At 63.4% G+C, this 24,989-nt stretch carries 19 protein-coding genes; 12 read left to right on the forward strand and 7 right to left on the reverse strand.

Annotation, left to right across the window (positions count from 1 at the left end):
* Positions 1 to 52: 52 nt before the first annotated feature.
* The 4 genes from ACFSDX_RS13020 (at position 53) to ACFSDX_RS13035 (ending at position 6,390) form a co-directional block, all read left to right on the forward strand.
* A complete protein-coding gene (locus ACFSDX_RS13020) occupies positions 53 to 922 on the forward strand; it encodes a manganese catalase family protein (protein ID WP_382314165.1) in 870 nt (289 codons plus the stop codon).
* A 277-nt stretch (positions 923 to 1,199) separates the two neighbouring features.
* Positions 1,200 to 2,237: a hypothetical protein gene (locus ACFSDX_RS13025; RefSeq protein ID WP_382314167.1), complete on the forward strand. Its 1,038-nt coding sequence runs from the start codon at positions 1,200 to 1,202 to the stop codon at positions 2,235 to 2,237.
* Positions 2,238 to 2,453: 216 nt separating this feature from the next.
* Entirely contained in the window at positions 2,454 to 6,095 is a 3,642-nt protein-coding gene (locus ACFSDX_RS13030) for a DUF4394 domain-containing protein (protein WP_382314170.1), read from the forward strand.
* 79 nt (positions 6,096 to 6,174) lie between these two features.
* Entirely contained in the window at positions 6,175 to 6,390 is a 216-nt protein-coding gene (locus tag ACFSDX_RS13035; RefSeq protein ID WP_382314173.1) for a PID-CTERM protein-sorting domain-containing protein, read from the forward strand.
* Positions 6,391 to 6,604: 214 nt separating this feature from the next.
* Here the strand turns inward: ACFSDX_RS13035 and ACFSDX_RS13040 are convergent, their stop codons facing one another.
* The 3 genes from ACFSDX_RS13040 to ACFSDX_RS13050 form a co-directional block, all read right to left on the reverse strand.
* A complete protein-coding gene (locus tag ACFSDX_RS13040; RefSeq protein WP_382314176.1) occupies positions 6,605 to 8,629 on the reverse strand; it encodes an RICIN domain-containing protein in 2,025 nt (674 codons plus the stop codon).
* Between the two features lie 187 nt (positions 8,630 to 8,816).
* On the reverse strand, positions 8,817 to 10,115 hold the full coding sequence (locus ACFSDX_RS13045) for an amidohydrolase family protein (protein ID WP_382314179.1): 1,299 nt from the start codon (positions 10,113 to 10,115) through the stop codon (positions 8,817 to 8,819).
* A 162-nt stretch (positions 10,116 to 10,277) separates the two neighbouring features.
* The gene (locus ACFSDX_RS13050) at positions 10,278 to 13,442 is read right to left on the reverse strand and encodes an amidohydrolase family protein (protein ID WP_382314181.1); all 3,165 of its coding nucleotides are present in this window, start codon (positions 13,440 to 13,442) and stop codon (positions 10,278 to 10,280) included.
* A gap of 143 nt (positions 13,443 to 13,585) precedes the next feature.
* Here ACFSDX_RS13050 and ACFSDX_RS13055 point away from each other — a divergent pair, with 143 nt between their 5' ends.
* Both ACFSDX_RS13055 and ACFSDX_RS13060 read left to right on the forward strand, forming a co-directional pair.
* On the forward strand, positions 13,586 to 13,795 hold the full coding sequence (locus ACFSDX_RS13055) for a hypervirulence associated TUDOR domain-containing protein (protein WP_382314184.1): 210 nt from the start codon (positions 13,586 to 13,588) through the stop codon (positions 13,793 to 13,795).
* Positions 13,796 to 13,835: 40 nt separating this feature from the next.
* Positions 13,836 to 14,246: a hypothetical protein gene (locus tag ACFSDX_RS13060; RefSeq protein WP_382314187.1), complete on the forward strand. Its 411-nt coding sequence runs from the start codon at positions 13,836 to 13,838 to the stop codon at positions 14,244 to 14,246.
* Positions 14,247 to 14,333: 87 nt separating this feature from the next.
* Here the strand turns inward: ACFSDX_RS13060 and ACFSDX_RS13065 are convergent, their stop codons facing one another.
* Complete coding sequence (locus ACFSDX_RS13065) at positions 14,334 to 15,920, reverse strand: amino acid permease (RefSeq protein ID WP_382314190.1); 1,587 nt, start codon at positions 15,918 to 15,920, stop codon at positions 14,334 to 14,336.
* A 238-nt stretch (positions 15,921 to 16,158) separates the two neighbouring features.
* On the opposite strand from ACFSDX_RS13065, the gene ACFSDX_RS13070 reads away from it, so the two are divergent.
* The gene (locus ACFSDX_RS13070) at positions 16,159 to 16,527 is read left to right on the forward strand and encodes a hypothetical protein (protein WP_382314193.1); all 369 of its coding nucleotides are present in this window, start codon (positions 16,159 to 16,161) and stop codon (positions 16,525 to 16,527) included.
* A 219-nt stretch (positions 16,528 to 16,746) separates the two neighbouring features.
* On the forward strand, positions 16,747 to 17,163 hold the full coding sequence (locus ACFSDX_RS13075) for a hypothetical protein (protein ID WP_382314196.1): 417 nt from the start codon (positions 16,747 to 16,749) through the stop codon (positions 17,161 to 17,163).
* 14 nt (positions 17,164 to 17,177) lie between these two features.
* Here ACFSDX_RS13075 and ACFSDX_RS13080 read toward each other — a convergent pair whose 3' ends face one another.
* Entirely contained in the window at positions 17,178 to 17,630 is a 453-nt protein-coding gene (locus ACFSDX_RS13080) for a nuclear transport factor 2 family protein (RefSeq protein ID WP_382314199.1), read from the reverse strand.
* Between the two features lie 378 nt (positions 17,631 to 18,008).
* Between ACFSDX_RS13080 and ACFSDX_RS13085 the strand changes: the two genes are divergently transcribed.
* Both ACFSDX_RS13085 and ACFSDX_RS13090 read left to right on the forward strand, forming a co-directional pair.
* Positions 18,009 to 19,379: an MBL fold metallo-hydrolase gene (locus ACFSDX_RS13085; RefSeq protein ID WP_382314202.1), complete on the forward strand. Its 1,371-nt coding sequence runs from the start codon at positions 18,009 to 18,011 to the stop codon at positions 19,377 to 19,379.
* A gap of 148 nt (positions 19,380 to 19,527) precedes the next feature.
* Positions 19,528 to 20,802, forward strand: a complete 1,275-nt coding sequence (locus tag ACFSDX_RS13090) for an O-antigen ligase family protein (protein ID WP_382314205.1) — start codon at positions 19,528 to 19,530, stop codon at positions 20,800 to 20,802.
* A gap of 32 nt (positions 20,803 to 20,834) precedes the next feature.
* Here ACFSDX_RS13090 and ACFSDX_RS13095 read toward each other — a convergent pair whose 3' ends face one another.
* Both ACFSDX_RS13095 and gcvT read right to left on the reverse strand, forming a co-directional pair.
* The gene (locus tag ACFSDX_RS13095) at positions 20,835 to 21,563 is read right to left on the reverse strand and encodes a 2-phosphosulfolactate phosphatase (RefSeq protein WP_382314208.1); all 729 of its coding nucleotides are present in this window, start codon (positions 21,561 to 21,563) and stop codon (positions 20,835 to 20,837) included.
* 141 nt (positions 21,564 to 21,704) lie between these two features.
* Complete coding sequence (gene gcvT / locus ACFSDX_RS13100; RefSeq protein ID WP_382314211.1) at positions 21,705 to 22,817, reverse strand: glycine cleavage system aminomethyltransferase GcvT; 1,113 nt, start codon at positions 22,815 to 22,817, stop codon at positions 21,705 to 21,707.
* A gap of 173 nt (positions 22,818 to 22,990) precedes the next feature.
* On the opposite strand from gcvT, the gene ACFSDX_RS13105 reads away from it, so the two are divergent.
* Both ACFSDX_RS13105 and ACFSDX_RS13110 read left to right on the forward strand, forming a co-directional pair.
* Positions 22,991 to 23,362: a CZB domain-containing protein gene (locus ACFSDX_RS13105; RefSeq protein WP_382314214.1), complete on the forward strand. Its 372-nt coding sequence runs from the start codon at positions 22,991 to 22,993 to the stop codon at positions 23,360 to 23,362.
* 20 nt (positions 23,363 to 23,382) lie between these two features.
* Positions 23,383 to 24,939, forward strand: a complete 1,557-nt coding sequence (locus ACFSDX_RS13110; RefSeq protein ID WP_382314217.1) for a sensor histidine kinase — start codon at positions 23,383 to 23,385, stop codon at positions 24,937 to 24,939.
* Positions 24,940 to 24,989 lie beyond the last annotated feature (50 nt).

The raw sequence follows: 24,989 nt of genomic DNA on the forward strand, positions 1-24,989 counted from the left end.
AAGGGCTACCGGTGGCGTAGCCTGCCGCATTTTCCACCCTTACCATCACCCCATGTTTTACCACGATAAACGGACGCAGTACAAAGTGCGCGTCGACAAGCCCAATCCGGCCATGGCCAGCATGCTGCAGCAAGCGCTGGGCGGCATCGACGGCGAAATTCGCGTCTGTCTGCAGTACTTGTTTCAGGCCTGGAACTCGCGCGGGCCGGCCAAGTACCGCGACATGCTGCTGGACGTCGGCACCGAGGAGATTTCGCACATCGAAATGCTCGCCACCGCCATTGCGCTCAACCTGGAGAAAGCGCCCCTGAGCTTACAGGAAAGCGCGGTGGCTCAAAACGGCCTGGTAGGCGCCATTTTGGGCGGCATGAACCCGCGCCAGTTCTTGTCGGGCGGCCTAGGGGCCATCTGCGCCGATTCGGAAGGCGTGCCCTTCAACGGCTCCTGGATAGTGAGCAGCGGCAACATCGTGGCCGACATGTACAGCAACGTGGCCGCTGAGGCTACTGGCCGCACGCTGGTATCCCGCATCTGGGAGCTGAGCGATGACCCTGGCCTAAAGGACATGCTGGCCTTCAGCCTGGCCCGCGACACCATGCACCAAAACCAGTGGCTGGCCGTGATTGAGGAGCTCGGCGGCTCGGCAGCCTTGCCCGTACCCAATTCCTTTCCGCAGAGCAAGGAAAACCAGGACTTCAGCTACTCCTTCATTTCGACCAACATCGACGGTACCGGCACGCCGGCCGGCCGCTGGACCGCTGGCCCCAGCATCGACGGCAAGGGCGAGTTTCGGGTGCTGAAAGCCGAGCCCTACGGCGACGAGCCCAAGCTGGGCCCGCCCGTGCCCGAAGGCCACGCCCAGAAAGAGCAGATGACGATGACCGATACCCTCATCGGCAACATCCAGGACTCGCTGAGCTAGGTTGTAAAGCTTATCTGTCCTGGCGAACGTAGCGCAATCGCACCAAAACGAGCCGTTTGGGTGCGATTGCTGCGCTGCGCTCGCCAGGCCAAACGTTTCTTACAAAGACACCTGCTTTCCGCAAGGCCAGGCGCTTTCCACTCAGCCAACCCGCTTTCTAGCCTTTAGCTAATACAGGTTTCCTAAGAGCCCGGCCAATTGGTCGGGCTTTTTTGGCGAACCGGCCCGGGGTGCGCTAGCTTGCGCGGGTATCCGTGCTTCTGCCCCCGCCCCGCTTATGCCCTTGCGGCCCCCTGCCCAGCCCTGGATTCGCTCGCCCCACTACGATGGCTGGCTGATACTGGCGCCGCCTTTTGTGGCGCTGCTGGTGGTGCTGGCGCTGCCCGCGCAATTCCGGCACTCGGCCGAGTTCCCGCTGCTGGCCTGGGTGGGCGTGGTGCTGCTCATCGACGTGGCCCACGTGTACGGCACGCTGTTTCAGACGTACTTCGACCCGCAGCAGCGGCGGCAGCGGGGCCGGCTGCTAGTGCTGGCGCCGCTGGTCTGCTACGCGGCCGGGGTGGCGCTGTACGCGGCGGGCGGCCTGGTTTTTTGGCGAGCGCTGGCCTACCTGGCGGTGTTTCACTTCATTAGGCAGCAATACGGGTTTTTGCGGCTCTACGCGCGGCACGAAGCTCCTGGGCCCGGCCAGTGGCTGAGCCCGGCCCTCATTTACGCCGCCACGCTCTACCCGCTGCTGTACTGGCACTTGTCGCCGCCGCGCAACTTCAACTGGTTTGTGGACGGTGACTTTGTGCAGCACGACTGGCCCCTGGGCCGGCAGCTGGCCACGGGCCTCTACCTAGGGCTGCTGCTGGCCTACCTGGGGCGCGAAGCCCGGCAATACTACCGCACCCGCACCCTGAACGTGCCGCGCAACCTGCTGCTGGGCGGCACGGCGCTGGCTTGGTACGCGGGCATTGTGGTTTTCAACGGCGACCTGGCCTTTACGCTGCTCAACGTGGTGTCGCACGGGGTGCCCTACCTCGCGCTGGTGTGGAGCCGCCGCCCGGCCCAGGCCCCGGGCCGCGGCTGGTGGGCCGGGCGCCACGGACTGCTGCTGTTTGGCAGCGCCATTATCCTGTTTGCTTTTCTGGAGGAAGGCCTCTGGGACGGGCTGGTGTGGCGCGAGCACGGCGCAGTGTTCGGCTGGTTTCGGCACCTGCCCACCGTGGCCGAGCCGGCGCTACTCAGGTGGCTGGTGCCGCTGCTAGCCCTGCCCCAGAGCACGCACTACGTGCTCGATGGTTTCATCTGGCGCCGGCGGGCCACCTAGGTGCATGCACCACGAGTAGTGCAATAATGACTATAATCAATATTACCAAAAAATAACAGGTAATCAGGACTTAAAATGAACCGTACAAGAGGTTTTTCACGTACTTTTCACATTGCAATTCCTGTGGTAAAGCTTTCTTTTTTTGCTGCAAGTAATTCTCTTTAGTATTCAATTTTTTCAATTTTTTTCTATTACCCACCTTTACTCCCTTCTTTCATGGAGCTACGCTTACGTCCGCTCAACGCGTCGCGGCGCCTTGGCCTTTTTGGTCTGGCCCTTGGCACTAGTTTGTTATCGGCCTCGGCCGCTTTTGCCCAAACTCCCACCGTCTACGGCCTCGTCACGAACCTCAACGGCGGTTTCTCGCAGGGGCTTATTCAGATTGACCCCAACACCGGGATGTCCATAACCAACATTGGCACTTACGCGCCGCTGGTTGGCGTGACGGCCGGCCAAACGCTGGTGGGTATAGACTACCGCCCCAACACCGGGCAGCTGCTGGCCCTAGGGTATAACCCTACTGTTGCTGGCCCCACGGCCAATACACAGCTCTACTCCCTCAACACGGCCACCAACACGGCCACGGCCATTGGGGCGGCCATTCGGCTGGAGCTGGGCGGCAGCACCGACCGCATCGGGTTCGACTTTAACCCCACCGTCGACCGCATCCGGGTGGTGAGCACCAACGATACCAACGTCCGCCTCAACCCTAATAACGGCGCCCTAGTGGCAGGCACCAACGTTGTTAACGGCGGTGACCCGAACCTGAACCCCGCGGCCCCGTCCATCGGCTCGGTGGCCTACACCAACTCGTACGCGGGCAGCACGGCCACCACGCTCTACGATATTGACGAGACAACCGGCATCATTTACACCCAAAACCCCGCCAACGCCGGCACCCTCACTAACCCGGTAAACCTGACTTTCAGCGCCCCCAACGAAACACCGTCGCCCATCGCTGTCAACGTGCAGGCGATTGACTTCGATATCTACTACAATGCCGCCACCGGCACCAACCAAGGCTTCCTGACGGAAGTAACGAACGCGGGCAGCAGCAATTTTTACACGTTTGACCCGGCTACCGGCGCGGCCACCAACCGTGTCAATACCATCCCCCAGGGTATTGGCTTTACGGTGCGCGACCTCGCCGTGGTCATTGCCCCGCTCACGCAGCCGGCCCTCACCGGGCAGTTGCTGTACGGCGTGGCGGGCGGCAACCTAGTATCGTTTGACTCGGGCGCACCACGCACTATCCGCACGGCGGTGAACGTTACGGGCTTGCAGGGTGCGCAGGTAGTGGCGGGCCTCGACTTCCGGCCCCTCACCGGCGAGCTGTACGCCTTCGGCTACGATGCTGCCGGCCAGCTGGGCCAGCTGTACACGGTGAACCTCACCACCGGCGCCCTTACCGCTATCGGCAGCGCCATCTCCTACCCCCTAGGTGCCAACGCAAACGCTATCGGGTTCGATTTCAACCCGACCGTGGACCGCATCCGCATCACGTCGGCCACCAACCAGGTTAACCTGCGGGCTAACCCCAGCGACGGCACCTTCATCACCGATACGCCGCTGACGAACACGGGTGGCGGAGCCGCCCCGGCCCTGTCGGGCGTGGCATACACCAACAGCGACAACAACGCCGCCACGGGCACGGCGCTCTACGGCTACGACCAGGGCACGAACTTCGTGCTGCTGTCGTCGAACGCCAACCTCGGCACCTACGGCAACGTGGGCAGCGGCTCGGGCATTACGGTGAATGCGGCCAACGGCGTTGATTTCGATATTTATTCGGACCTGACCACCCCCGCCACGCCCGCCAACTCGGCCTTCCTGACGGCCACGCCCAGCGGCAGCACCTTCGACAACCTCTACACCGTGAGCCTCACGGGTAGCACGGCTGGCGCGGCTACGCTGGTCGAGCGCATCGGCAACGGCAGCAACCTGAGCGGCGTGGCCGCCCTGCCCACGCCCGATGCCAACGCCCTCACCTGGAACGGTAGCACAAGCTCGGCCTGGAACCTGGCCGCCAACTGGACGCCGAACCGCGTACCCACGGCCACCGACAACGTCATCATTCCGGGCGGGCGGCCCAACCAGCCCACCGTTTCGGGCACCCAACAGGCCAACGCCCTCACGCTGGCCAGCGGCGCTACCCTCACCACGGCCGATGGCTCGGCGCTCGCGCTGAGCGGCAACCTGGTCAACTACGGCGGCACGCTGGCGGGCGCCGGCTCGGGCGAGGTGCGCTTCGTGGGCACTACGGCCCAGACCATCTCGGGCACCGTTTCGCGCTTCCAAAACCTGACGGCGGCCAACCCGGCGGGCGTCACGGCCAGCGGCCCGGTACAAGTGGTGCAGGTGCTGCGCACGACCAACAACCTGGCCTCGGGCGGCAACGTGACGCTGGTTTCCAGCGCGGCGGGCACGGCCCTCATCGCCGAAGCCGGCGGCCAGGTCACGGGCAACATCACGGTGCAGCGCTACATCGACCCCACCCAAAACGCTGGCCTAGGCTACCGCCACTACGGCGCACCGGTGAGCGGCAGCACGGTTAACGACTTGGCTACGACGGGCTTCGCCCCGGTGGTGAACTCAGCCTACAACACCTCGCCTACGCCCGGCCGGGTGTCGCCGTTCCCCACCGTACTCAGCTACGACCAAAGCCGCGTTGGTACGATTACGTCTACCTACGGCGACTTTGACAAAGGCTGGAACTCGCCGGCCAGCCTCACCGACGCCCTGGCCGTGGGCACGGGCTACTCTGTGAACCTACCCGCCACAGCCCTCGTCGACTTCGTGGGCACGGCCAACCGCGGCACCATCTCGGTGCCGGCGGCCCGCGGCACCAACGCCGAGGCCGGCTGGCAGTTGCTCGCCAACCCCTACCCTTCGCCGTTTGACCTTAGCCAGCAGCCGGCCACCGACCGCCCGGGCTTCGAGGCCCCGGTGTACGTGTTTGAAAGCACCAGCCAGTACGCGGGCGGCTACCGCACCTACACCAACGGCATCGGCGGCAATCCCATTCTGGCCACCGGCCAGGCTTTCTTTGCCCGCGTCGCGGCCGGCCAAACGGCGGGCAGCTTCACCTTTAACCCCAGCTACCGGGTTACTACCTACGCTCCCACGTCGTTCCGCCGCACCACCGCTGACACGCGCCCACTGGTGCACCTGGCCCTGCGCGGCACTACTGGCGCCGCCAGCGACGAAGCTTTCGTGTACTTTGAGCAAGGTGCCACGGCAGGCCTCGACCGCCAGTACGATGCCACCAAGCTACCCAACAGCCACGGCCTGAACCTAGTGAGCCTGGCTGGAACCGACAAGCTGGCCATCAATGGCCTGCCCGCCCTCGGGGCGGCCGAAGTAGCAGTGCCCCTGTTGCTGAGCGCCACCCAAGCCGGCACTTACCTGCTGAGCGCGCCCGAGCTCAACAACCTGCCCGCCGGCACTTTTGCCTTCTTGCGCGATGCCCAGGCCGGCACCCTCACCGACCTGGCCAAGCAGCCCGCCCTCAGCCTAAGCCTGGCGGCCGGCGACAATGCCGGGCGCTTTACGCTGCTGCTCAGCGGCCAGCAGCCGCTGGCCTCGGCACCGGCCCAACTGGTACAAGCGCTGTCGGTGTTCCCGAACCCTGCCACGGGTAGCGTATCGGTGAGCTTGCCCGCCAGCCTGGCGAGCCAGCCCATTGCCACCTCGCTCGTCAACATCATGGGCCAAACGGTGCGCCGCACGGTGCTGGCCGCCGGCTCGGCCACGGAGGCCCGCTCGCTTTCGCTGAGTGGCGTGGCACCCGGCGTATATTCGCTGCGCTTCGAAACGACCGAAGGCGTTATTGCTAAACGCTTAGTTATTGCCAACTAACCTTGTCTTCGTGCCCCCGGCCCAGCTTGGGCCGGGGGACTACGAAGCACCTTTTTCATTTTATTACTTTCATTACTCCATGTTAAAGATTTCCTCTTGCTTGCGTTTATTGGCCGTTGCTGGGCTGCTTCTTTCGGCCTCCTCGGCCTACGCTCAGCCTGGCTCGGGCGGCACCGCGCCAGACCCTACGCCTGACCCTACCGCCGTACCGCTCGATGGTGGCGCCTCGCTGATAGCCGCCGCGGGCATTGGCTTCGGTATTCGCAAGCTGCGCGCCCGCTTCCGGCGCTCGTAGACTATAGCTAGGTGACAAGAAGAAGCCCCAGCTGCCTTAGGCGGCTGGGGCTTCTTCTTGTCACCTAGGGCAAGCTTTCCGGCTGGGAGCCGGCACGCTGGGCTCTCATAATAATCGTCCGTCGGCGCAAAGATATTATGCCTTAGGCAACGGCAAGCGACTTCAGCGTCAGCGCTATACGATTGCCACTCACGGGCCGAAGGGCCGCGCCTCGTTATTTGGTTATCACCAGCTCCACGCGGCGGTTGAGCTTGCGGGTTTCCTCGCGGTCGTTGCCAAATTTGGGCTTGGTGCCGCCGAAGCCGACAGTAGTAATGCGGCTCTCAGCCACGCCGCGGCCCACGAGGTAGCGCTTGACTTCGGCCACGCGCTGCTCGCTGAGCACCTGGTTTTTATCGGCTGGCCCCACGTTGTCGGTGTGGCCTTCGAGCCGGATTTCCAACTGCGGGTTTTCCTTGAGCGAACTGGCCAATCCATTGAGCGTCAAGAAAGACGACCCTAGGAGCTTGGCCTGGCCCTGGGTGAAGATGATGGCCGGTAAATCGAGGCGCGAGCCCACGGTGGCTGGCGTGAGGCGCGGCTCATAGCGGCGCGACTCGCCAGCCCCAATCACCAGCGTATCGACCCGCGTGAGCAGGCCAGCGGTGGTAGTGAAACGGTAGCGCCCCGGCACCAGCGAGAGCTGAAAGCCCGAGGCATCAGCCTGGGCCGTACTCCGAAAATCGATGGTGCTGCCCAGCAGCAGCGCCTGCACCTGGGCCCCGCCCGCAATGGGCTGGTTGGTGCGGGCGTCGAGCACGCGGCCGGTCACTAAGGCGCGGGCCGCCGTTTCGGGGTCGATGGGCGCGGCCACGGTGTCGGCAGGCGGCGGGCCGGGCGGCGTGCGGCGCAGGTCGGCGGGCGCGGTGGGGCTGGCGCCCGAAGTGGCAAAGTAGGCCACGCCGTCGGGACCGAGGGCAAAGTAAGCATCGAAGCCCGGCCCGTTGAAGCGCGGCCCTAGGTTCTGCACAGGGCTCCACTTAGTCCAGCTCTCGTCGAGGCGCTGGCTCACAAAAATATCGGCCGAGCCGTAGCCCTGGTGGCCGTAGGAGCTGAAGTACAAGGTCTTGGTATCGGCCGAAAGCCAGGGCGCAAATTCGTAGCCCGGCGAATTGACGACCGCACCCAAGCTCTGGGGTACGCCGAAGCCGCCCGACCCGTCGGGCCGGCTCAGGTAGAGGTCGTTGCCGCCCTGCGCATCGTCGCGCTCCAAGGACAGCAGCAGAATTTTCTCGTCCGGCGTCATGTAGAAGCCGGTGGCCACGTTGGTCGAGTAGTAAGTAGCGATGCGCAGTGGCACCGCCCGACTATTGCTAGTGAGCGGCACCCGCGACACGCCCTCGTCTTTGAAGCCCGAGCTCTCGTAGGTGCCGCGCACCAGCAGCACCGGGCTGGTAGCCGGTCCCACGATGGCCTGCACGGCGTTATTGCGGGAAGTATTGAGGCCGGGCGGCGAGTCGAGGCGGGTGGCGGCGCCCCAGGTGCGCCCCTGGTCGGCGCTCTGGCTCAGCCAGATATCGCCGCTTTCGGCCACGCCCTCCGTGTTGCCCGCAAACCGGGTACGGTTGAAATACAAGCTCTTGCCATCGGCCGAGGGCACCGGCTGCAACTCGTTGCCGGTGGGCGTGTTGAGGCCCGCCAGCGGCTCGGGCGCCGCGAAATAGGGCGGCCCGGTGGTCAGCCGCAGCTGCAGTTGAAACAGCCGCCACTGCTGGCTGGCGCGGCCCACGGCCTTGGCCGCCACCACGGCCGTACCGTTAAACTTATCGGACGAGGCCAGGGTCGCCACCCGCCCGTCGAACCGGCTTTCGAGCTGAAACGACCCCGCTGGGCCGGCCGGCACCAGCCGCCACTGCTGCCCTAGGGCCCCGGTGTAGGCCCGCTGCACCAGCGGCGTATTGCCGCCCGCCGAGGCGGCGGGGGCAGCTTCCAGCGTCAGGCACTGGCCGCTGTGCTTGGCCTCGAGGCGGTAGTACTCGCTGCCCTCCCGGATGGGCACTAGGTGCCACTGCTGACTAGGCGCGTGGTTGAACTCCCACTGCACGGCCGGCGCGCCGCCGGTAGCGGCAGCGTGCAAGATGTCGAGGCTGCGCCCGCTGCCGCGGCAAATGATGCCGTAGAGCGCCCGGTCATCGGGCGAGACGGGCGTTTGGGCGGCGGCAGAGAGTGCTAGTAAACACAGGAAAAGTACACGAAGCATCCGGCAAAGGTCGGGAAAAAGGCGGTTAGTAGGGCGCAGTAGCGCTTAGCCACCATCGGAACGCTAAATACCGTTTGTCATTGCGAGCGCAGCGAAGCAATCGCACCTGAATAGAACCCGAACGGCTCGTCCCGATGCGATTGCTTCGCTACGCTCGCAATGACAGCTTTTACCCTAGAGTCCTACCCTATTCTATGCCGTATTTCCCCCGAAACTTGCGGTCGAGGTACGTCTGCTTGCTTTCCAGGGCAATGCTGCGGCCGTCGATGTAGGCGGCCGTCACGGCGTTGGTGCGCATGTCGAGCAGGTCGCCCTTGCTCACCACCAGCGTGGCTGACTTGCCCGTTTCGAGGCTGCCGTAGTCTTTGTCGATACCTAGGATGCGCGCCGAGCTCAGCGTAATGGCGGTGAGGGCCTGCTCCTTGGTCAGTCCGTAGGTTACGGCCGTGCCGGCGATAAAGGCCAGGTTGCGAGCACCCGAGGTTTCCTGCGAGCCTTGGTAATCGAGGCAGAAGCGCACGCCAGCGGCTTGCAACTGGGCGGGCAGCTTGTAAGGCTGGTCGTAGTCGTCGGCGTCGCGGCGGGGCAGGGCATGCACGCGGCTGAGCACCACGGCTACGTCATTTTGCTTGAGAAAGTCGAGCACCATCCAGGCGTCGCGTGCGCCCACCAGCGCCACTTTTTGCACGCCCAGGCGGCGGGCAAAGCGCACTGATTCGATTAACTCCTTGCCATAATCGGCGTGGATATACAGCGTTTTGGTACCGTCAAACAGGCCGCCCATCGACGACAAACGCAGGTTTTCCTTGCGGCCGGCGGGCTGCTGGCGGTAGGCTCCGGCTTCGGACAGCAGGCTTTCCAGGTCGCGCAGCTGGGCGGTGCGGGCCTCCTGGCGGCGGGTGAGGGCAGCGGCATCCTCGGCGGGGTTGAGGCGGATTATCTGCTGCGGCCAGGTCAGGTGCAGGCCGTCGTCGGCTTTCACCAGGGCATCCTGCCAGTTCCAGGCGTCGAGCTGCACGATGGAGCTTTGGCCCGACAGCAGCCCGCCGCGCGGAGTCGATTGCGCCAGCAGCACGCCATTGAGCCGCACCGTCGGAATCACGTCCGAGTCGGTATTGTAGGCAATGACGCTGCGCACGTTGGGGTTGAGAGCGCCTACTTCCTCGTCATCCACGGTGGCCCGGATGGACTCTACCTCACTGATACCTAGAGTTGTATTGGGCAGAATCAGGCCGGGGTACACGTGCTGGCCACTCACATCGCGCACGGTGTAGCCGGCCGTTTGGGCGAAGCCCGCCCGCGGCCCGGCGTACACCAGCCGGCCTTTATCGAAGGCCACGGCGGCATTTTCAATCACCTGGCCGGTACCGGTGTGCAGCGTGCCACCTAGGAGCAGCACGGGCGCGGCCTGCGGCGCGGCGGGCGTGGGCACCTGCGCCTGCGCGGCGAAGGTGGTGAAGAGAAAGGGAAGTAAAAGGCGACGCATAGTATTGGTTATTAATTAAATTGAGGCGCTGCTCCGACGGGGAACCTCACCCCCCGACCCCCTCTCCAAAAAAGAGGGGGAGCCTGACGCCTAACAACGTCTGTTTTTGGTTGGCTCCACCTCTTTTTTGGAGAGGGGGCCGGGGGGTGAGGTTCACGCGCGCTACTCCGCTATCTGCCCCAGCGTGTCGCAGTGCCACAGGCCCACGGTTTTGGCGGTGGCGGGCTGGGTGGCCACGCCGGCTTTGCGGGCCCCTAGCATAGCCTGCACCAAGCGCTGGCGCTCCTGCTGAATCTGCTGGCGCAGCTGCTGGTCTTGCTGGAGGCTGAAATACTCGCGGCCGTCTACGAAGGTGTACGCCGCTTTAGCATAGATACTCAGCGGGTTATCGGTCCAGAGCACCACGTCGGCGTCTTTGCCTTCGCGCAGCGAGCCCATGCGCTCGTCGAGGTGCAGCATGCGGGCCGGGTTAATGGTAACCAGCGCTAGGGCTTCGGTTTCAGAGAGGCCGCCGTACTTCACGCTTTTGGCGGCTTCCTGGTTGAGACGGCGGCTCATTTCGGCGTCGTCCGAGTTGATGGCCACGTTCAGGCCCACGTGGTGCATGATGGCGGCGTTGTACGGAATAGCATCGCGCACCTCGTTTTTGTAGGCCCACCAGTCGGAAAACGTGCTGGCGTTGGTGCCGTGCGCCTTCATTTTGTCGGCCACTTTGTAGCCTTCCAGGATGTGCGTGAACGTATTGACCTTGAAACCCATGCGGTCCGACACGTTGAGCAGCATGTTGATTTCGCTCTGCACGTAGCTGTGGCAGGTGATGTGGCGCGTGTCGTGCAGGATTTCGACCAGCGCGTCCAGCTCCAGGTCGCGGCGCGGGGCGTCGGCTTTGGCCTGCGCTTTCTTCGAGAGCTTATCGTAGGCCAGCCAGCCTTTTTCGTACTCCTTGGCGCGGGTGAAGGCATCGACAAACACCTGCTCGACACCCATGCGCGTCTGCGGGAAGCGCAGCACGTTGAGTTCGCCCCAGTTGCTTTGCTTCACGTTTTCGCCCAGCGCAAACTTGATGAAGCCCGGCGCGTTGGCAATTTTCATTTCCTGGCCGGTGGCGCCCCAACGCATTTTCACCAGCGCCGACTGCCCGCCGATGGGGTTGGCCGAGCCGTGCAGCAGCTGCGCCGCCACCACGCCGCCCGCCAAGTCGCGGTACACGCCCACATCCTCCGGGTCAATGACATCGCCGATGCGCACTTCGCTGGTTACGGCCTGCGTACCCTCGTTCACACCCTCCGAAATAGCCAGGTGCGAGTGCTCGTCAATGATGCCTGGCGTGAGGTGCTTACCCGTGCCGTCGATGACGCGGGCGCCGGCCGGCGCGGCCAGGCTCTTGCCAATTTTCTGAATCTTGCCGCCGCTCAGCAGCACGTCGGTGCCTTCGAGCTTACCGGCTTTTTCGCTGGTCCACACGGTGGTGTTTTTGATGAGTACTGCTTCGAGCTTAGGTGCGGCTTTGAGGCCGTAGGCGCCCATCGGGTACGTCACCGGGCCTAGGACCAGCGGCTTCGGCGCCTTGGCCGTGTCGAGGCGGGCTTGGCGGCTGGCCTCGTCGAGGCGGCGGGCGGTCCAGGTGATGGGGATGCCGGGCGCATTCAGACCCTGGGCCAGCAGGCCGTCGCCGGCGAAGGTTTTGGTTTCGGCGTTGTAGTAGCCGCTGAGGCGGGTGGCGCCCTCGTCGGCAGGCGCTTTGCCGCCCGCAGCGGACCTAGGGCTGGCCTTGCCCTTCACCTTATCCTTGGGATTATAAACTAGCGTCGCCAGCTCGGCGCTCACGCTGATGGTGCCGCGCACGGTGTCGCCCGCGGCGGGCACCAGGCGCAGCTCAGGCGCCTCGGGCTTACCGCCCTGGATGAGCAAGCGCATATCGGACCCAAGGCGGGCCTGGTCCTGCTTGTTAGCCGTGACCATTTGCAGCGCGTACACGCCGCGGTAGTCGGCGGGCAGGGTGCTGAGCTGGTAGCGCTCGCCCTGCACCCAGTTGTCGAGCAGCACGTTATTCTCATCCAGTAGCGCCCGTGAGCAGACTAGGAAGTTGGCTTCCAAACCAGGGCGCAGGCTACCTACCTGGTCCTGGGCGCGCAGCAGCCGGGCCGGCGTATCGGTGAGCGCCCGCAGAATATCCTGCTCGCTGAGGCCGTAGCGGGCGGCCTTGCGCAGGTTGGGCCAGAACTTAGTTTTGTCCTTGAGGTCGGCGGCCGTGAGGCAAAAGGCGATGCCCGCCTGCCGCAGCCGGGCCGCGTTGGCGGGTGCCTGCTCCCAGTGCTGCATGTCCTCCAGGGCGATGCGCTGGGCGTCGTAGATGTCCTCGACCTGGTAGGCCTCGGGAAAATTGACGGGCACCACGAAGGTGGCGCCGGTGCCTTTCAGCTCGGGTAGGCGCTGGTACTCGTCGCCCCGGCTTTTGATGATGTACTGCACGCCGTTTTCGTCGCCCACGCGGTCGGCGCGCAGGGCCGACTGCTTGTCGCGCACCTCAAACAAAGCCGGCAGGCGCTGCTGCTGGGTCAGGGCTTGCAGCGACAGGTTTTGCTCGCGGCGCGGGTTGCGAGCGTTCCAATCCGCATCGAGGTAGCTCTGGCGCAGCAGCGCGATGCTGCCCATGAGCGAGCCGGGGTAGTCTTGCGGCGACGAGCCTTTATCGAACGAGAGCGCGCTGGCGGCTTTATCCAGCAAAATCACCTCGTTTTCCTTGCGGCCGGTGTTCAAACTCACCAGCGCCGCCGTGCCGCGCATGATGCCGTCGGGCTGCTGCGTGAGCACCGCCCCGAAGCCCAGCTTGCGGTAGGCGGCGGCCTGCTCGGCGTTGGTTTTGAAGAGCTCGGCGGCGTTCACTTCAGGGTGAATGGCCTGGTTCCAGTCGTAGGCGCCGGCTTTTTGCGACTCGAACTGCGGGCCCGCGTCGCGGCGGCCGCGGCGTTCGGGCGCCTTTATTTCGGGCACGCCGTAGCTGGTGAAAATATCGACCAGGCCGGGGTAGATGTACTGGCCCGTAAGGTCTTGCACCACCGCGCCAGCCGGAATCTTGACCGTCGCGCTCGGCCCTACCTGCACTACTTTGCCTTCGCGCACGAGCAGCGTGGCATCGGTGAGCCGGGTTTGGTAGTCGGTCTGGATGGTGGCGTGCGTGAAGGCGTAGAGGCCGGGGCGCTGGTCATACACGCCGTTGCGCGGGTAGGTGCCGGGCTGCGCCCAGCTGGGCAGGGCCGCGCCCAGGCCCAGTAGCGCCAGCACGAGCACGCGCCGCCGCAAAGTGAAAGTACTGGTAGTAAGCATGCAGTCGATAGCGGTTATTCTTAAATTTTTCTTGAAAAAAACAAAAATAGCTGAGCGCCAAATGTAGCGGCTGCCACGCCGGAACCAACGAATTTTTAGCGCGTTTAAGCAGTTATTTCCTAGGTTACTCTTCTTCTTCCCCCATGCGCAAAGGCACCAAAGTCAGCTGGAAATACGGCACCGGCACGGCTACCGGCAAAATTGAATCCGTTCATAAAGAATCCATCACCCGCAAGCTCAAGGGCAGCGATGTGACTCGCAACGGCTCGGCCGACGACCCGGCCCTGGTTATTGTGCAAGAAAATGGTGACAAAGTTCTCAAGCTTCAGAGCGAAGTAAAGACCGCGGAATAAGTACCTTGTGGTGCCTTAGCGCCCAGCTGTTACTTATTCTATGTCGTCTTTCTACTCTGTGCAGTACCAAACCCACCCGCCGCTGGTACGCGGGCTCGCACTGCGCCCGCTGTCGGTAGCCGAATTTGCCGAAGCCTGCGAATTGTTGCTGGCCGAGGCGCAACGGCAACAGTGCCCCTACTGGCTGCTCGACGGCCGAGCCGATGAGCACGCCGCGCGGCCCTTCGACATGTACGAATGGCTGGGTGAGGACTTTCTGCCGCGGGTGCACCGGGCGCTGGGTACCATTCCGTGCCTAGCTTTCCTGGCCCGGCCCGAGTTTTGGCAGGCCCTGCAAGCGCAAGGCTACGCTAATGATACACCCAAGCTGCACGTGGCGTTTCGGGCGAACTGGTTTACCGATGAGGCCGCCGCCGCAGCTTGGCTTGGTCAATTTCGGCCGCCGGCCTAGAGCCTGGTTTAATAAGCAAAGCCCTAGGTATGCAAAAAGCCCCGCCAGCAACTGCTGGCGGGGCTTTTTGCATACCTAGGGCTTTTACTAGTAATCGCTGCCCGGCGAGTTGGGCTTGATGAAGGCTTCTTCATCCATCTCAGTGGGCACTACCACGATGCCCTTTTGGAGCATCGAATTTCGCTTGCCGTAGAGGAAATACACCACGAAACCGAGTAGCATCCAGGCAAAAGCTACTTGCAGCGTGAACGAATCGAGGCCCACAATGAGCAGCGTGCATACGATAGCGCCCATGATGGGCACCAGCGGGAAGGCCGGCGTGGAGAGCGGCGAGCGGAACGGGCGCGGCTGGTCGGGGTCCGACTTGCGCATAATCCACACTCCTAGGCTCACCAGCACGAAGGCCAGCAGGGTGCCAAACGAGGTGAGGTCGCCGGCCAGCGCGCCGGGCACGAAGGCCGCGAACAAGCCCACAAACACCATCAGCATGAGGTTGGACTTGTAGGGCGTGTTGAACTTGGGGTGCAGCTCGGAGAAGGCTTTGGGCATGAGCCCGTCCTTGGCCATCGAGAAGAATACGCGGCTCTGGCCCATCAGCATCACCAAGATAACCGAAGTGAAGCCCAGCAGGATACCGACTGTGACGGCCGTAGCCAACCAGCCGTAGCCGGGCATGTGCGCCCGAATAGCGTAGGCTACGCTAGCCTCGCCGCCCAGGGCCGGGTCGGCAAATTCGCGCCAGTTGGCTACGCCCGTCAGCACGTGCCCAAACAGGATGTAGAGCACCGTGCAAATGGCCAGCGACCCTAGGATGCCGATGGGCATGTCGCGCTTGGGGTTTTTGGCCTCTTGCGCAGCCGTGCTCACGGCATCAAAACCAATAAAGGCGAAGAACACGATGCCCGCGCCGCCGATGATACCGCCGAAGCCGTGCTTGTTCCAGCCTTCGTAGGTGCGGACTACTTCGCCGGCCGCATTTTTCACCACGGCATCGGCCGGAATGAGGTAGGGCGTGTGGTTGGCGGGGTTGATGAACTGCCAACCCACGGCGATGAACACCAGCACGATGAGGGTCTTGAGCACCACCACTACGGCGTTGAACAGGGCCGACTCCTGGGTGCCTTTTACCAGCAACAAGCTCAGCATCACGATGATAAGCAGCGCCGGCAGGTTGATGAAGCCGTGCTGCGTCACGCCATTGATAACGGCGTGCTCGAAGGGCGAGTGGCTGAGATTATAGGGTATACTCGTCCCGAAGACCTCCAGCAGCTTATTCAAATACTCGCTCCAGGCGATGGACACGGTGGCCGCCCCCAGGGCGTATTCCATGATGAGCGCCCAGCCGATAACCCAGGCCACAAACTCGCCCATGGTGGTATAGGCGTAGGTGTAGGCCGAGCCGGCAATCGGAATCATGGCCGCAAACTCGGCGTAGCAAAGCCCGGCAAACACGCAGCCAAACGCGGCCAGGATGAAGGCCAGCGTCACGCCCGGCCCCGAGGCTTGGGCCGCCGCATTGGCGGTGCGCACAAACAGGCCCGCCCCAATGATGGCGCCCACACCCAGCGCCACGAGGTTGCCCGCACCTAGGGTGCGCTTGAGCGCGCCGTGCCCGGTCGAGTTGGCTTCGCCCAGGAGCTGGGCCAGCGGTTTTTTAGCAAAAATACTCGGCATGTAGTAGAGGTTTGGGGGGAGAGAATAATAACGGTGGGGTAATAGTACGTTGAAGTGGGGCTGCACCCCGGCGGGCCGAAAATACGCGAAACTTTGCGACTGGCTGCATCCCCGCTTTGGCCGGGCGTTTGCACTGGGCAAGCCAGCGGAGCCAAAACCGCGGCCGGCCGTTCTATTTGCGTTGCACGCTAGGCCCGCGCGAGCTTATTTTTGTGAGCTTACTTTTCCTTTATTTGATATGAAAAAGTCCATTATTACGCTTGCCTTATTAAACCTGCTAGCGGCCCGCACCCACGCCCAAACCACGGCCCCCACGGCCGCCATGCAGGCGGGTGTGGCCAGCCAGGCCCAGCGCATGACCCAGGAGCTGGGCCTTTCGCCCAGCCAGCAAACCCGCCTGAAGCAAGTGCTGCTGCTCACGCGCCAGCACATGGACGCCGACCGCACCGCCAACCAAGGCGACCCCGCCGCCCTGCAAACCGCCATGGCCTTCGACCGTGCCAAGTCGGACGAGCTGATTCGGGGCGTGCTCACGCCCGCCCAGTACGTGCGCTACCAGCAGTACAAGGCGGCCCGCATCGGCCAGCTGCACGCCACCGGCCACTGAGGCTGAGCGAATTTTAGTCATCAAAAAGCCCTTTCCAACCCCTGGGAAGGGCTTTTTTGCAGCTAACCGGGACTTGGCCCGCGGCAAGTGGCTGCAGGGCCCTTGGCCGTAGCGCCGGCCTTGGTGGGGCCATTAAACCTTGCGCCAGGTCGGGCTTCTAAAAGCCTGGAACGCGGCCGCCCCGACTTTTTACTGATACTGATTTTAATTACCTGCATCATGACAAAAACCCTCGCCCTACTCGCTGCCCTGGCCCTGCCCCTAGCGGCCGCCCACGCCCAAACCACGCCTCCGGTGGCGAGCCCGCCGCTCGCCGGCTCCGGCGGCGCCCGCACGCCCGAGCAACAGGCCCAAGCCCAGGCCGGCCGCCTCGCCAAAGAGCTGGCCCTCACCCCCGAGCAGCAAACCCAGGTGCAGCAGCTCATGGCCACCCAGCGCCAGGAAACGCAAACCGCCATTCAGCGGGCCGGGGGCAACCGCCGCGCCATGGGCCAGGCCATGCGCGCCGGCCGCGACCGGTTCGACGGCCAGCTCAAAGTGGTGCTCACCCCCGCCCAATACACTCAGTACCAGCAGCTGATGGCCCAGCGCCGCGAAATGGCCCGCGAGCGCCGCCCGGATGGTGACCAAGACTAACCTAGGGCAGTTGTTTACTGCACTACCACGTTAGTGGCCTGCCGGGCCGTCAGGTGCCAGGCTCCCGCCTGGCGCACCCATACATTGGTGTAGCGGCGCGTCACGGTTTTGCCCGCGTTGGCCGTTTTCTGTTGCGGCGTTGTGGTTTCGCGGCCCATCGCAATGGCCACGTTGTCGACCACCGTAATCTTTTCAATGATGCGCTGAAACGATGCGTAGTCGATTTTGCCGGTGCGCATGAAGGCCCGCACCTGCTGGGCCGTTACTACCCGATTGTCGGGGTTATTGACAACGAATTCTTTGGCCCAGAGCCGAAATAACGTGGTGGTGTCCCCTTTCAGTACAGCCTGAGCCTCTAGCTGTTCTAAGCGAGTTATCTCTGCCTCAATAGCTTGCTGCGCAGGAGCGCTTGGCCGCTCAGCTGGACTGACGAGCAGCCACCACAAAAAGTAGAAGGGCGTTTGCATCTGCTAGGCTTCAATAAATTTATATAAATAATTTTATAAACATAAATCATTTTTACGTGACCAAAACAGGCATGAACAAGTTTTTTTTAGCTGAGCTAAAAATTGGTCCGTTACTTGCCTAGGGTAGGGTAGCCCGCCAAATTAGGGGCACAGGCATTACTCCTTTTTTCTGCATTTTTTCGACAGCTCTTCTTTCACACCTACACAAAGCCCCAGCCAATCGGCCGGGGTTTTGTGCGTTTGGGGCCGGCGGGTAATGGGCCCGCTACGCCTGCACTTTGCACGTTTTTTTTGCGGCATTACTTATATTTGACTTGTCTACCTACCTTGGCAGCCGGTGACTCAGCGCGTTAGCTGGTCGGCTGCCTCTCGCCCCCAATGCCCCTCCCCAGTAGTAGCACCCCCGCGGTGCAGATTCAGCAGTTTTATGATAAAGGCCTGGCCCACGCGTCGTACGCGGTGCGCGCCGGCCGCCAAATGGCCGTTATCGACCCCGGCCGCGACCCGCAGCCGTACTACGATTTTGCCGACGAGCACGACGCCGAAATCGTGGCCGTGATTGAAACCCACCCGCACGCCGACTTCGTGAGCAGCCACCTCGAAATAGCGCGCGAAACCGACGCCACTATTTATTGCAGCAAGCTGGCCGAGGTTAGCTACCCCCACAAAAACTTTGACGACGGCGACCGCCTCAAGCTCGGTGCCGTGGAGCTGCACGCCCTCAACACCCCCGGCCACTCGCCCGATAGCATCAGCATCCTGCTGCTGGACGAGGCCGCCCAAACCCGCGCCGTGTTTACCGGCGACACCCTGTTTGTGGGCGACGTGGGCCGCCCCGACCTGCGCGAAGCCGAGGCCGTGGGCGGCCACGCCCGCGAGGAGCTGGCCGCCCAGCTCTACCGCAGCACCCGCCAGAAGCTGATGACCCTGCCCGGCACCACCCGCGTGTACCCGGCCCACGGCCCCGGCTCGCTCTGCGGCAAAACCACCAGTCCCGACCTCGACAGCACCATCGCTAAGGAACTGGCCACCAACTACGCCCTGCAACCGATGTCGGAGCAGGAGTTTATCGACGTGCTGCTGGAGGACCAGCCGTTTATCCCGAAGTACTTTGGGCACGATGTGCAGCTCAATAAGCGCGGCGCCCCCAACTTTGAAGACAGCATCCGGGCCGTGCCGCGCCCCGGCTCCATTGCGGCCCTGGAGCCCGGCACCCTGGTGGTTGATACCCGGCCGGCCGCTAAGTTCCGGGCGGGCTACCTAGCGGGCGCTATCAACCTGATGGATGGCGGCAAGTTTGAAACCTGGCTGGGCTCGATAGTCGGGCCAGACGAGAAGTTTTACTTGCTAGCCGACACCCAGATTCAGCTCGACGCCGTTATCCGCAAGGCGGCCAAAATTGGCTACGAAGGCAACATCAAAGGGGCGCTGCTGGCCCCGTTGGGGGTGCTCGCTACGAGCCCGGCCGTGGACCTGGCCGCGGTGCAGGCGCACCCCGAGCAGTTTACCATCGTGGACATCCGCAACCGGACCGAAGCGCAGCCGCCGCTGTTTGCCGATGCGCTGCTGATTCCGCTGCCCGAGCTGCGCGAGCGCGTGGGCGAAATACCCGCCGGCAAGCCCGTGCTGGTGCACTGCGCGGGCGGCTACCGCTCGGCGGCCGGCGCCAGCATCATCCAATACGCGCTGCCTAACACTCCTGTCTTCGACCTAGGCGAAGCCGTGCTGGACTTTGTGCCGGCGGTATAATCCGGGCTGCGATGGCCCTAGGTGGCCGCGGCGGCTTGCCTAGGGCCGCCGCCGTTTTTCGCGAGCCCTGGCTTTCGGGCGGGCGGCTGCGGGCTCTTTGCGGCCGGGGCAGCCCGTTCCTTTGCAGCGCTCATTCGTACGCTTTGTAGTGCAGTATTATTCTTCCGGTCGTCTTTCGCAGCACTTACTCTGGCTGGCCTCGCTGGCGGGGGTGGTGGGGTTGCTGGCGTCGCGGGCGCTGGTGGCGCTGAGCCCCGTGGTGGGCGTGCTGGCCGCGCTGGCCAATCCGCAGGTGCGGCACCTCTGGCCCCGATACTTTCGCAATGGCGCGGCCATGCGAGCGGCCGGCATGATAGTTCTACTGCTGCTCAGTGGTTTCTACACCAGCGAGTGGCCCGTGTGGCGCCACGAGGTTTTCCGCAGCCTCACGTGGCTGGCCGTGCCGCTGGCTTTCACGCTGGCCGTGCCGCTCACGGGGCGGCAGCGCTGGGCGGTGGGCGTGCTGTTTGTAGCGGGCACGGCGGCCGTGGGGTTGGCCACAGTGGGCAAGTACCTGCTCGACCCTAGGGCTGCCAACGAGGCCATTCACATCGGGCACAACGTGCAGGCCATCACGCGGGTATTTCACATCTATTTCGGGGTGATGCTGGCGCTGGCCTTTTTTTGGGGGCTACTGCTGCGGCGCAGCCCGTGGGCCGAACGCGTGGCTCAGCGCGGCCTGCTGGTGGCGGCCCTGGTAGCGGCCGGGGCGCTGCACGTGCTGGCGTATCGCACGGGGCTACTGGTGTTTTATGCTGCGCTGCTGGCTTATGTAGGTCACAGCTTAGTGCGCCGAAACTTCGTGCTGAGCCTCGGGCTACTGGTGCTCCTGGCCCTAGGGCCGTGGTTGGCCTACAACACGCTCGACTCAGTGCGCGAGCGCACGCGCGCCACCATCTACGACGTGCAGCAGTTTCAAGAAGGCCGCGACCTGAATAACTTCTCGCTGTCGCGGCGCCTCACGGCTATCGAGGCGGCCACGCTCGTCATTCGCCAGCACTGGCTGCTGGGGGTGGGCCAGGCCGATACCCACGCCGCCCTGATGGCGCAGTACCGCCAAAACGACTTTGGCCTGCGACCCGCCAACCGCGTCGATGTGCACAACCAGTACCTCGAAACGCTGCTCGGCGGCGGGCTGGTGGGGCTGGCGCTGTGGCTGGCGGTGCTGTTCTGGCCCTTTACTCAGGCCTGGGCGCGGCGCGACCCCTACCTCTGTTTTTTCGTGCTCGTCCAAGCCACGCTCATGCTGGGCGCCGATATTCTAAGCCTGCAAACTGGGCTCAATCTCTTCGTGTTTGGCTACGGCTTTCTGGTGGTGGCCGGCGAGGCACGCCAGCAGGCTGCAGCCACTCTAACTACCAACTCGACGCGGCCCGGCGCCTAGCCGCGTCGGGTCGGTAGTTAGAGTGGCCGCTACTACTTCCCACCTACGTCAACCAGCCGGTCGGTTTGCCACAGCGGCAAGATGTGGGGGTACACGTCGAGCTTCATGCAGAACACGAAATCATCGTGGTATTCCAGCGCGTTGAGGCGGCGCACGGCGGCCGATTCCAGCAAATAGGCGGGCCACTTGGGCTCGGCGTGCTCCCAGAGGTGCAGGGCCGCAATGGCGGCATCCGACCAGGCCACCTCGTACCCTAGGGGCACCAGGCGCGCGGCCAGCGCGCCGCCGAAGGCCGTGTCTTCGAGGCAAAACTGGCCCTTCCAGCCGGCGCACACCACCACCACATCGCGCTGCTGCGCCACGATAAACTCCACCACCGCGCTCAGGTTAAGGAAGGCGCCGCATATCACGGCCGCCGCGTCGAGCGAGCGGTGCAGGGCCTTCGTGCCGTTGGTGGTGCTGATGGCCAGCGTGCGGCCCCGCACCGGAAAGTCTTTATTGAGAAAGCCAAAGGGCGAATTACCTAGGTCGAAGCCTTCGGCCGCGATGCCATCGCGCTCGGCCGCCGTAATGCAGCCGTGGTCGCGCCCTAGGGCGGCGCACTCTTCCAGGGTGGCCACGGCAAATACTTCGGTCACGCCCTGGTCGAGCGCCGTCACGATAGTGCTCGTGGCGCGCAGCACATCCACAATCACGGCCACCTTGCCCCGCAAGTCATAGAGCGGTAGCAACTCGGGCGAAAAACAAACGTCTAGTTTCAAGTTAGTTGGCTGATTGTTACAGAAAACACCTGTCATGCAGAGCGTAGCGAAGCATCTCGCGTGGCGCAGTAATCCCAACGTTAGAATTTACTGCGCCACGCGGGATGCTTCGCTACGCTCTGCATGACGATTGTAAATTATTTATACTTCCTCCGTGCCCGGCACCAGCGGCAGCTTGGCCACCGTAGCGGGCAGGTTTTTGCCGCGCACCTGCACAAAAATGGGCGTGCCGGGCGCCGCAAACTCCGTCTTCACGTAGCCCAGGCCGACGCCCCGGCTGAGCGTGGGCGACTGCCCGCCGCTGGTCACCTCGCCAATGGGTGCGCCATCGGCCGCCACCAGCGGGTAGTGGCTACGGGGCAGGCCGCCGGGGCCGTCCATCACGAAGCCCACCAGCTTGCGCTGCACGCCGGCCGCCTTCTGGGCTTTCAGGTTGTCGCTGTTGGTGAAGTCCTTGGTGAACTTCGTAATCCACCCTAGGCCGGCTTCGAGGGGCGAGGTGGTATCGTCGATGTCGTTGCCGTAGAGGCAGTAGCCCATTTCGAGGCGTAGTGTGTCGCGCGCGCCCAGGCCGATGGGCTTGATGCCGTAGGGCTGGCCGGCGGCCATCACCTGCTGCCACACGTGGGCGGCGTGCTCATTGGGCACGTACAGCTCGAAGCCGCCCGCCCCGGTGTAGCCCGTAGCCGAGATAATGACGCCCGGCGCCCCTGCAAACGTGCCCTGCGCGAAGCTGTAGTACGGAATGGCCCCTAGGTCCACATCGGTGAGCGAAGCGAGCGCGGCCGCCGCCTTGGGGCCCTGCACCGCGAAGAGGCTGAGCTGGTCGGACACATTCTCCATCTCCACGCCCGCCGTGTTGTGCTGCACCAGCCAGTTCCAGTCCTTTTCGATATTGGAGGCATTAACAACCAGGAAGTAGTCGTTTTCGGCCAGCATGTACACCAGCAGGTCGTCGACGATGCCGCCTTCGGCATTGGGCAGGCACGAGTACTGGGCCTTGCCGGGCTGCAGCTTGCTGGCGTCGTTGGTGGTGGTGCGCTGGATGAGGTCGAGCGCCTGCGGGCCGCGCAGCCGAAACTCGCCCATGTGCGACACGTCGAAAATACCCACGCCGCGCCGCACAGTGTGGTGCTCCTCTAGGTCGGAAGAGTAACGCACGGGCATGGCATAGCCGGCAAAGGGGACGATTTTGGCCCCGAGCTGCTGGTGGGTATCATGCAGGGCAACGGTTTTGAGCGGCGTGGCTTCCATGGAAGAGGAGCTAATTAGCGTAAAGCAGGAGAATATCTAGTTGCAAAAGGCCCTGGGCTCGTATAAGAAAACCAGTGTTTAGGTTAACCTGAGCCTTGGGCTAGCTTTGCTGGCCACGAAAATAGCGGGTTCAAGCTCCACGAGCCGGGCCCGCGTCCTTTATCTTGTTCCGTATGAGTCCCGATGCTATTAAGCAAGACTTTGAGTCTGCTTTAGTTAAACACTTCTCCTTTAAAGCTAAGCTGCGCTCCTTCTTGTACGGTAATAGTAATTCGGAAGGCCCCCTGCGCGACCCCGACCAATGCGGCCTGGGCAAGTGGATAACCACCCGGCGCGAGGGGGCCTACGCTCACATTCCGGAGATGAAGGAGCTCGACCAGCAGCACCGCGTTATCCATCAGCGAGCCAACGAGCTGATGGATAAACACCTGGCCGGCCAACGCGACGAAGCCCTGGCCGGGTTTAGCGAAGTGCAGGAGCGCGCCGACTACATCGTGCGGCTGATGCAAACCATTGAGGGGAAACTGCGTATTGCCCAGGCTTAAAACCGGCCAGCCGGGCTGCTATGAGAATAAACCTGACTACCAAGCTTTTCGCTGGCTTCCTGCTGCTGCTGGGGCTGTTTGCGGTGGTGATACTCCTCAACTATCAGCTGGCCGGGCAAGTGCTCCGCAACTCGCAGCGCGTGGAAGCCTCGCAGCACGTATCGGCCGATGGCACTACCCTGCTGCGCAGTATTATTGACATGGAAACGGGGTTTCGGGGCTATCTGCTCATCGGCAATGAGCAGATGCTGGACCCTTATTATGGCGGCGAGCGCGACTTGCTGACCCGCTTCAGCCAGCTGCGCGAGCAGCTCGGCAGCGAGCCCGTGCAGCGCCAGCGCCTCGATACCACCCGGCACCTGTTTCAGCAGTGGACGGCCTACACGCACCTGCTGGTGAGCGAAAAGCGTGCCGCCCGCATCCGCAACCCGCAGCAGCGGGGCCTCGATGGTATGCCCCACGGCAGCCTGGCCGAGGGCCTAACGGGCAAGCAGGTGATGGACGCCATCCGCTACCAGATGACGCGCTTCGACGAAACCGAAACCGCTAACCGGCAAGCCCAGCGCCTGCGCCTCACCGATAGCATCACGCGGGCCCAGCGCATCTCCGGCTTTGTGGTGGCGGTGGGGCTGCTGCTTGGCCTACTCTGGGCCGTGTACATCGTGCGCCTGCTGGGCCGCCGCCTGCGCAGCATGATACTGCTGGCCCGCCGCCTGGCCGAGGGCGACTACAAGACCCAACTAGTTGACAACGAGCACGACGAGCTTAGCGAGCTTACGGGTGCCCTCAACGGCATGGCGCACACCATCGACCAAAACATCAGCCAGCTGGAGGGCCGCAACCAGGAGCTCGACCAGTTTGCCTACGTGGTGTCGCACGACCTGAAGGCGCCGCTGCGGGGCATCGAAAGTGCGTCGCGCTGGATTGAGGAAGACATGGGCAAGGACAACCTGCCGGTCCACATCCGGGAGTTTCTGGCCCTGATGCGGCAGCGCGTGCACCGCATGGAAAACCTGATAACCGGCATTCTGGCCCTGGCGCGGGTGGGCCGCGTGGCCGAAGCCAACGAGCCGGTTTTTGTGCGCCAGCTGCTGCGCGAAATCACCGACACGTTGAGCATGCCCGAGGGCTTTCAGCTCGACTTGCCTTTCTTCCTACCGACGCTGGTTACCAACCGTACCCAGCTTCAGCAAGTGTTTACTAACTTGATTTCCAACGCTATCAAGTACCACGACCGCCCGAGCACCGGCCACATCCACATTGGCTGCGACGAGGCGTCGAACGATTTTTACCGTTTCTCGGTGCAAGACGATGGGCCGGGCATCGCGCCCGAGTACCACGAGCGCATCTTCATCATTTTCCAAACCCTGGTCGAGCGCGATGCGCTCGAAAGCACCGGCGTAGGGCTGGCCATTGTTAAGAAAATAGTGGAGCGCCAGGGCGGCCGCATCTGGGTTGAATCGACCGAAGGCCAGGGCGCTACCTTTTTCTTTACTTGGCCCAAGCAGACGGCAGCGGTATCGGCCCCCGCCACGCCACCTCCTACTCCTAAACGCGCAGCCGCAACGGCCAGCTGATTGGACTATATCTTATTAGTCAGCTCACGCGTTAGTATATCCTTTGCTGT

It is taken from the genome of Hymenobacter bucti (genome assembly GCF_042681145.1).
Classification (GTDB): Bacteria; Bacteroidota; Bacteroidia; order Cytophagales; family Hymenobacteraceae; genus Hymenobacter; species Hymenobacter bucti.

What these genes read in the sequence shown, in the direction of transcription:
- ACFSDX_RS13020 (WP_382314165.1), top strand. Translation starts at nt 53, where the DNA reads ATGTTTTACCACGATAAACGGACGCAGTACAAAGTGCGCGTCGACAAG.
- ACFSDX_RS13025 (WP_382314167.1), top strand. Translation starts at nt 1,200, where the DNA reads ATGCCCTTGCGGCCCCCTGCCCAGCCCTGGATTCGCTCGCCCCACTAC.
- ACFSDX_RS13030 (WP_382314170.1), top strand. Translation starts at nt 2,454, where the DNA reads ATGGAGCTACGCTTACGTCCGCTCAACGCGTCGCGGCGCCTTGGCCTT.
- ACFSDX_RS13035 (WP_382314173.1), top strand. Translation starts at nt 6,175, where the DNA reads ATGTTAAAGATTTCCTCTTGCTTGCGTTTATTGGCCGTTGCTGGGCTG.
- ACFSDX_RS13040 (WP_382314176.1), bottom strand. Translation starts at nt 8,629, where the DNA reads ATGCTTCGTGTACTTTTCCTGTGTTTACTAGCACTCTCTGCCGCCGCC.
- ACFSDX_RS13045 (WP_382314179.1), bottom strand. Translation starts at nt 10,115, where the DNA reads ATGCGTCGCCTTTTACTTCCCTTTCTCTTCACCACCTTCGCCGCGCAG.
- ACFSDX_RS13050 (WP_382314181.1), bottom strand. Translation starts at nt 13,442, where the DNA reads ATGCTTACTACCAGTACTTTCACTTTGCGGCGGCGCGTGCTCGTGCTG.
- ACFSDX_RS13055 (WP_382314184.1), top strand. Translation starts at nt 13,586, where the DNA reads ATGCGCAAAGGCACCAAAGTCAGCTGGAAATACGGCACCGGCACGGCT.
- ACFSDX_RS13060 (WP_382314187.1), top strand. Translation starts at nt 13,836, where the DNA reads ATGTCGTCTTTCTACTCTGTGCAGTACCAAACCCACCCGCCGCTGGTA.
- ACFSDX_RS13065 (WP_382314190.1), bottom strand. Translation starts at nt 15,920, where the DNA reads ATGCCGAGTATTTTTGCTAAAAAACCGCTGGCCCAGCTCCTGGGCGAA.
- ACFSDX_RS13070 (WP_382314193.1), top strand. Translation starts at nt 16,159, where the DNA reads ATGAAAAAGTCCATTATTACGCTTGCCTTATTAAACCTGCTAGCGGCC.
- ACFSDX_RS13075 (WP_382314196.1), top strand. Translation starts at nt 16,747, where the DNA reads ATGACAAAAACCCTCGCCCTACTCGCTGCCCTGGCCCTGCCCCTAGCG.
- ACFSDX_RS13080 (WP_382314199.1), bottom strand. Translation starts at nt 17,630, where the DNA reads ATGCAAACGCCCTTCTACTTTTTGTGGTGGCTGCTCGTCAGTCCAGCT.
- ACFSDX_RS13085 (WP_382314202.1), top strand. Translation starts at nt 18,009, where the DNA reads ATGCCCCTCCCCAGTAGTAGCACCCCCGCGGTGCAGATTCAGCAGTTT.
- gcvT (WP_382314211.1), bottom strand. Translation starts at nt 22,817, where the DNA reads ATGGAAGCCACGCCGCTCAAAACCGTTGCCCTGCATGATACCCACCAG.
- ACFSDX_RS13105 (WP_382314214.1), top strand. Translation starts at nt 22,991, where the DNA reads ATGAGTCCCGATGCTATTAAGCAAGACTTTGAGTCTGCTTTAGTTAAA.
- ACFSDX_RS13110 (WP_382314217.1), top strand. Translation starts at nt 23,383, where the DNA reads ATGAGAATAAACCTGACTACCAAGCTTTTCGCTGGCTTCCTGCTGCTG.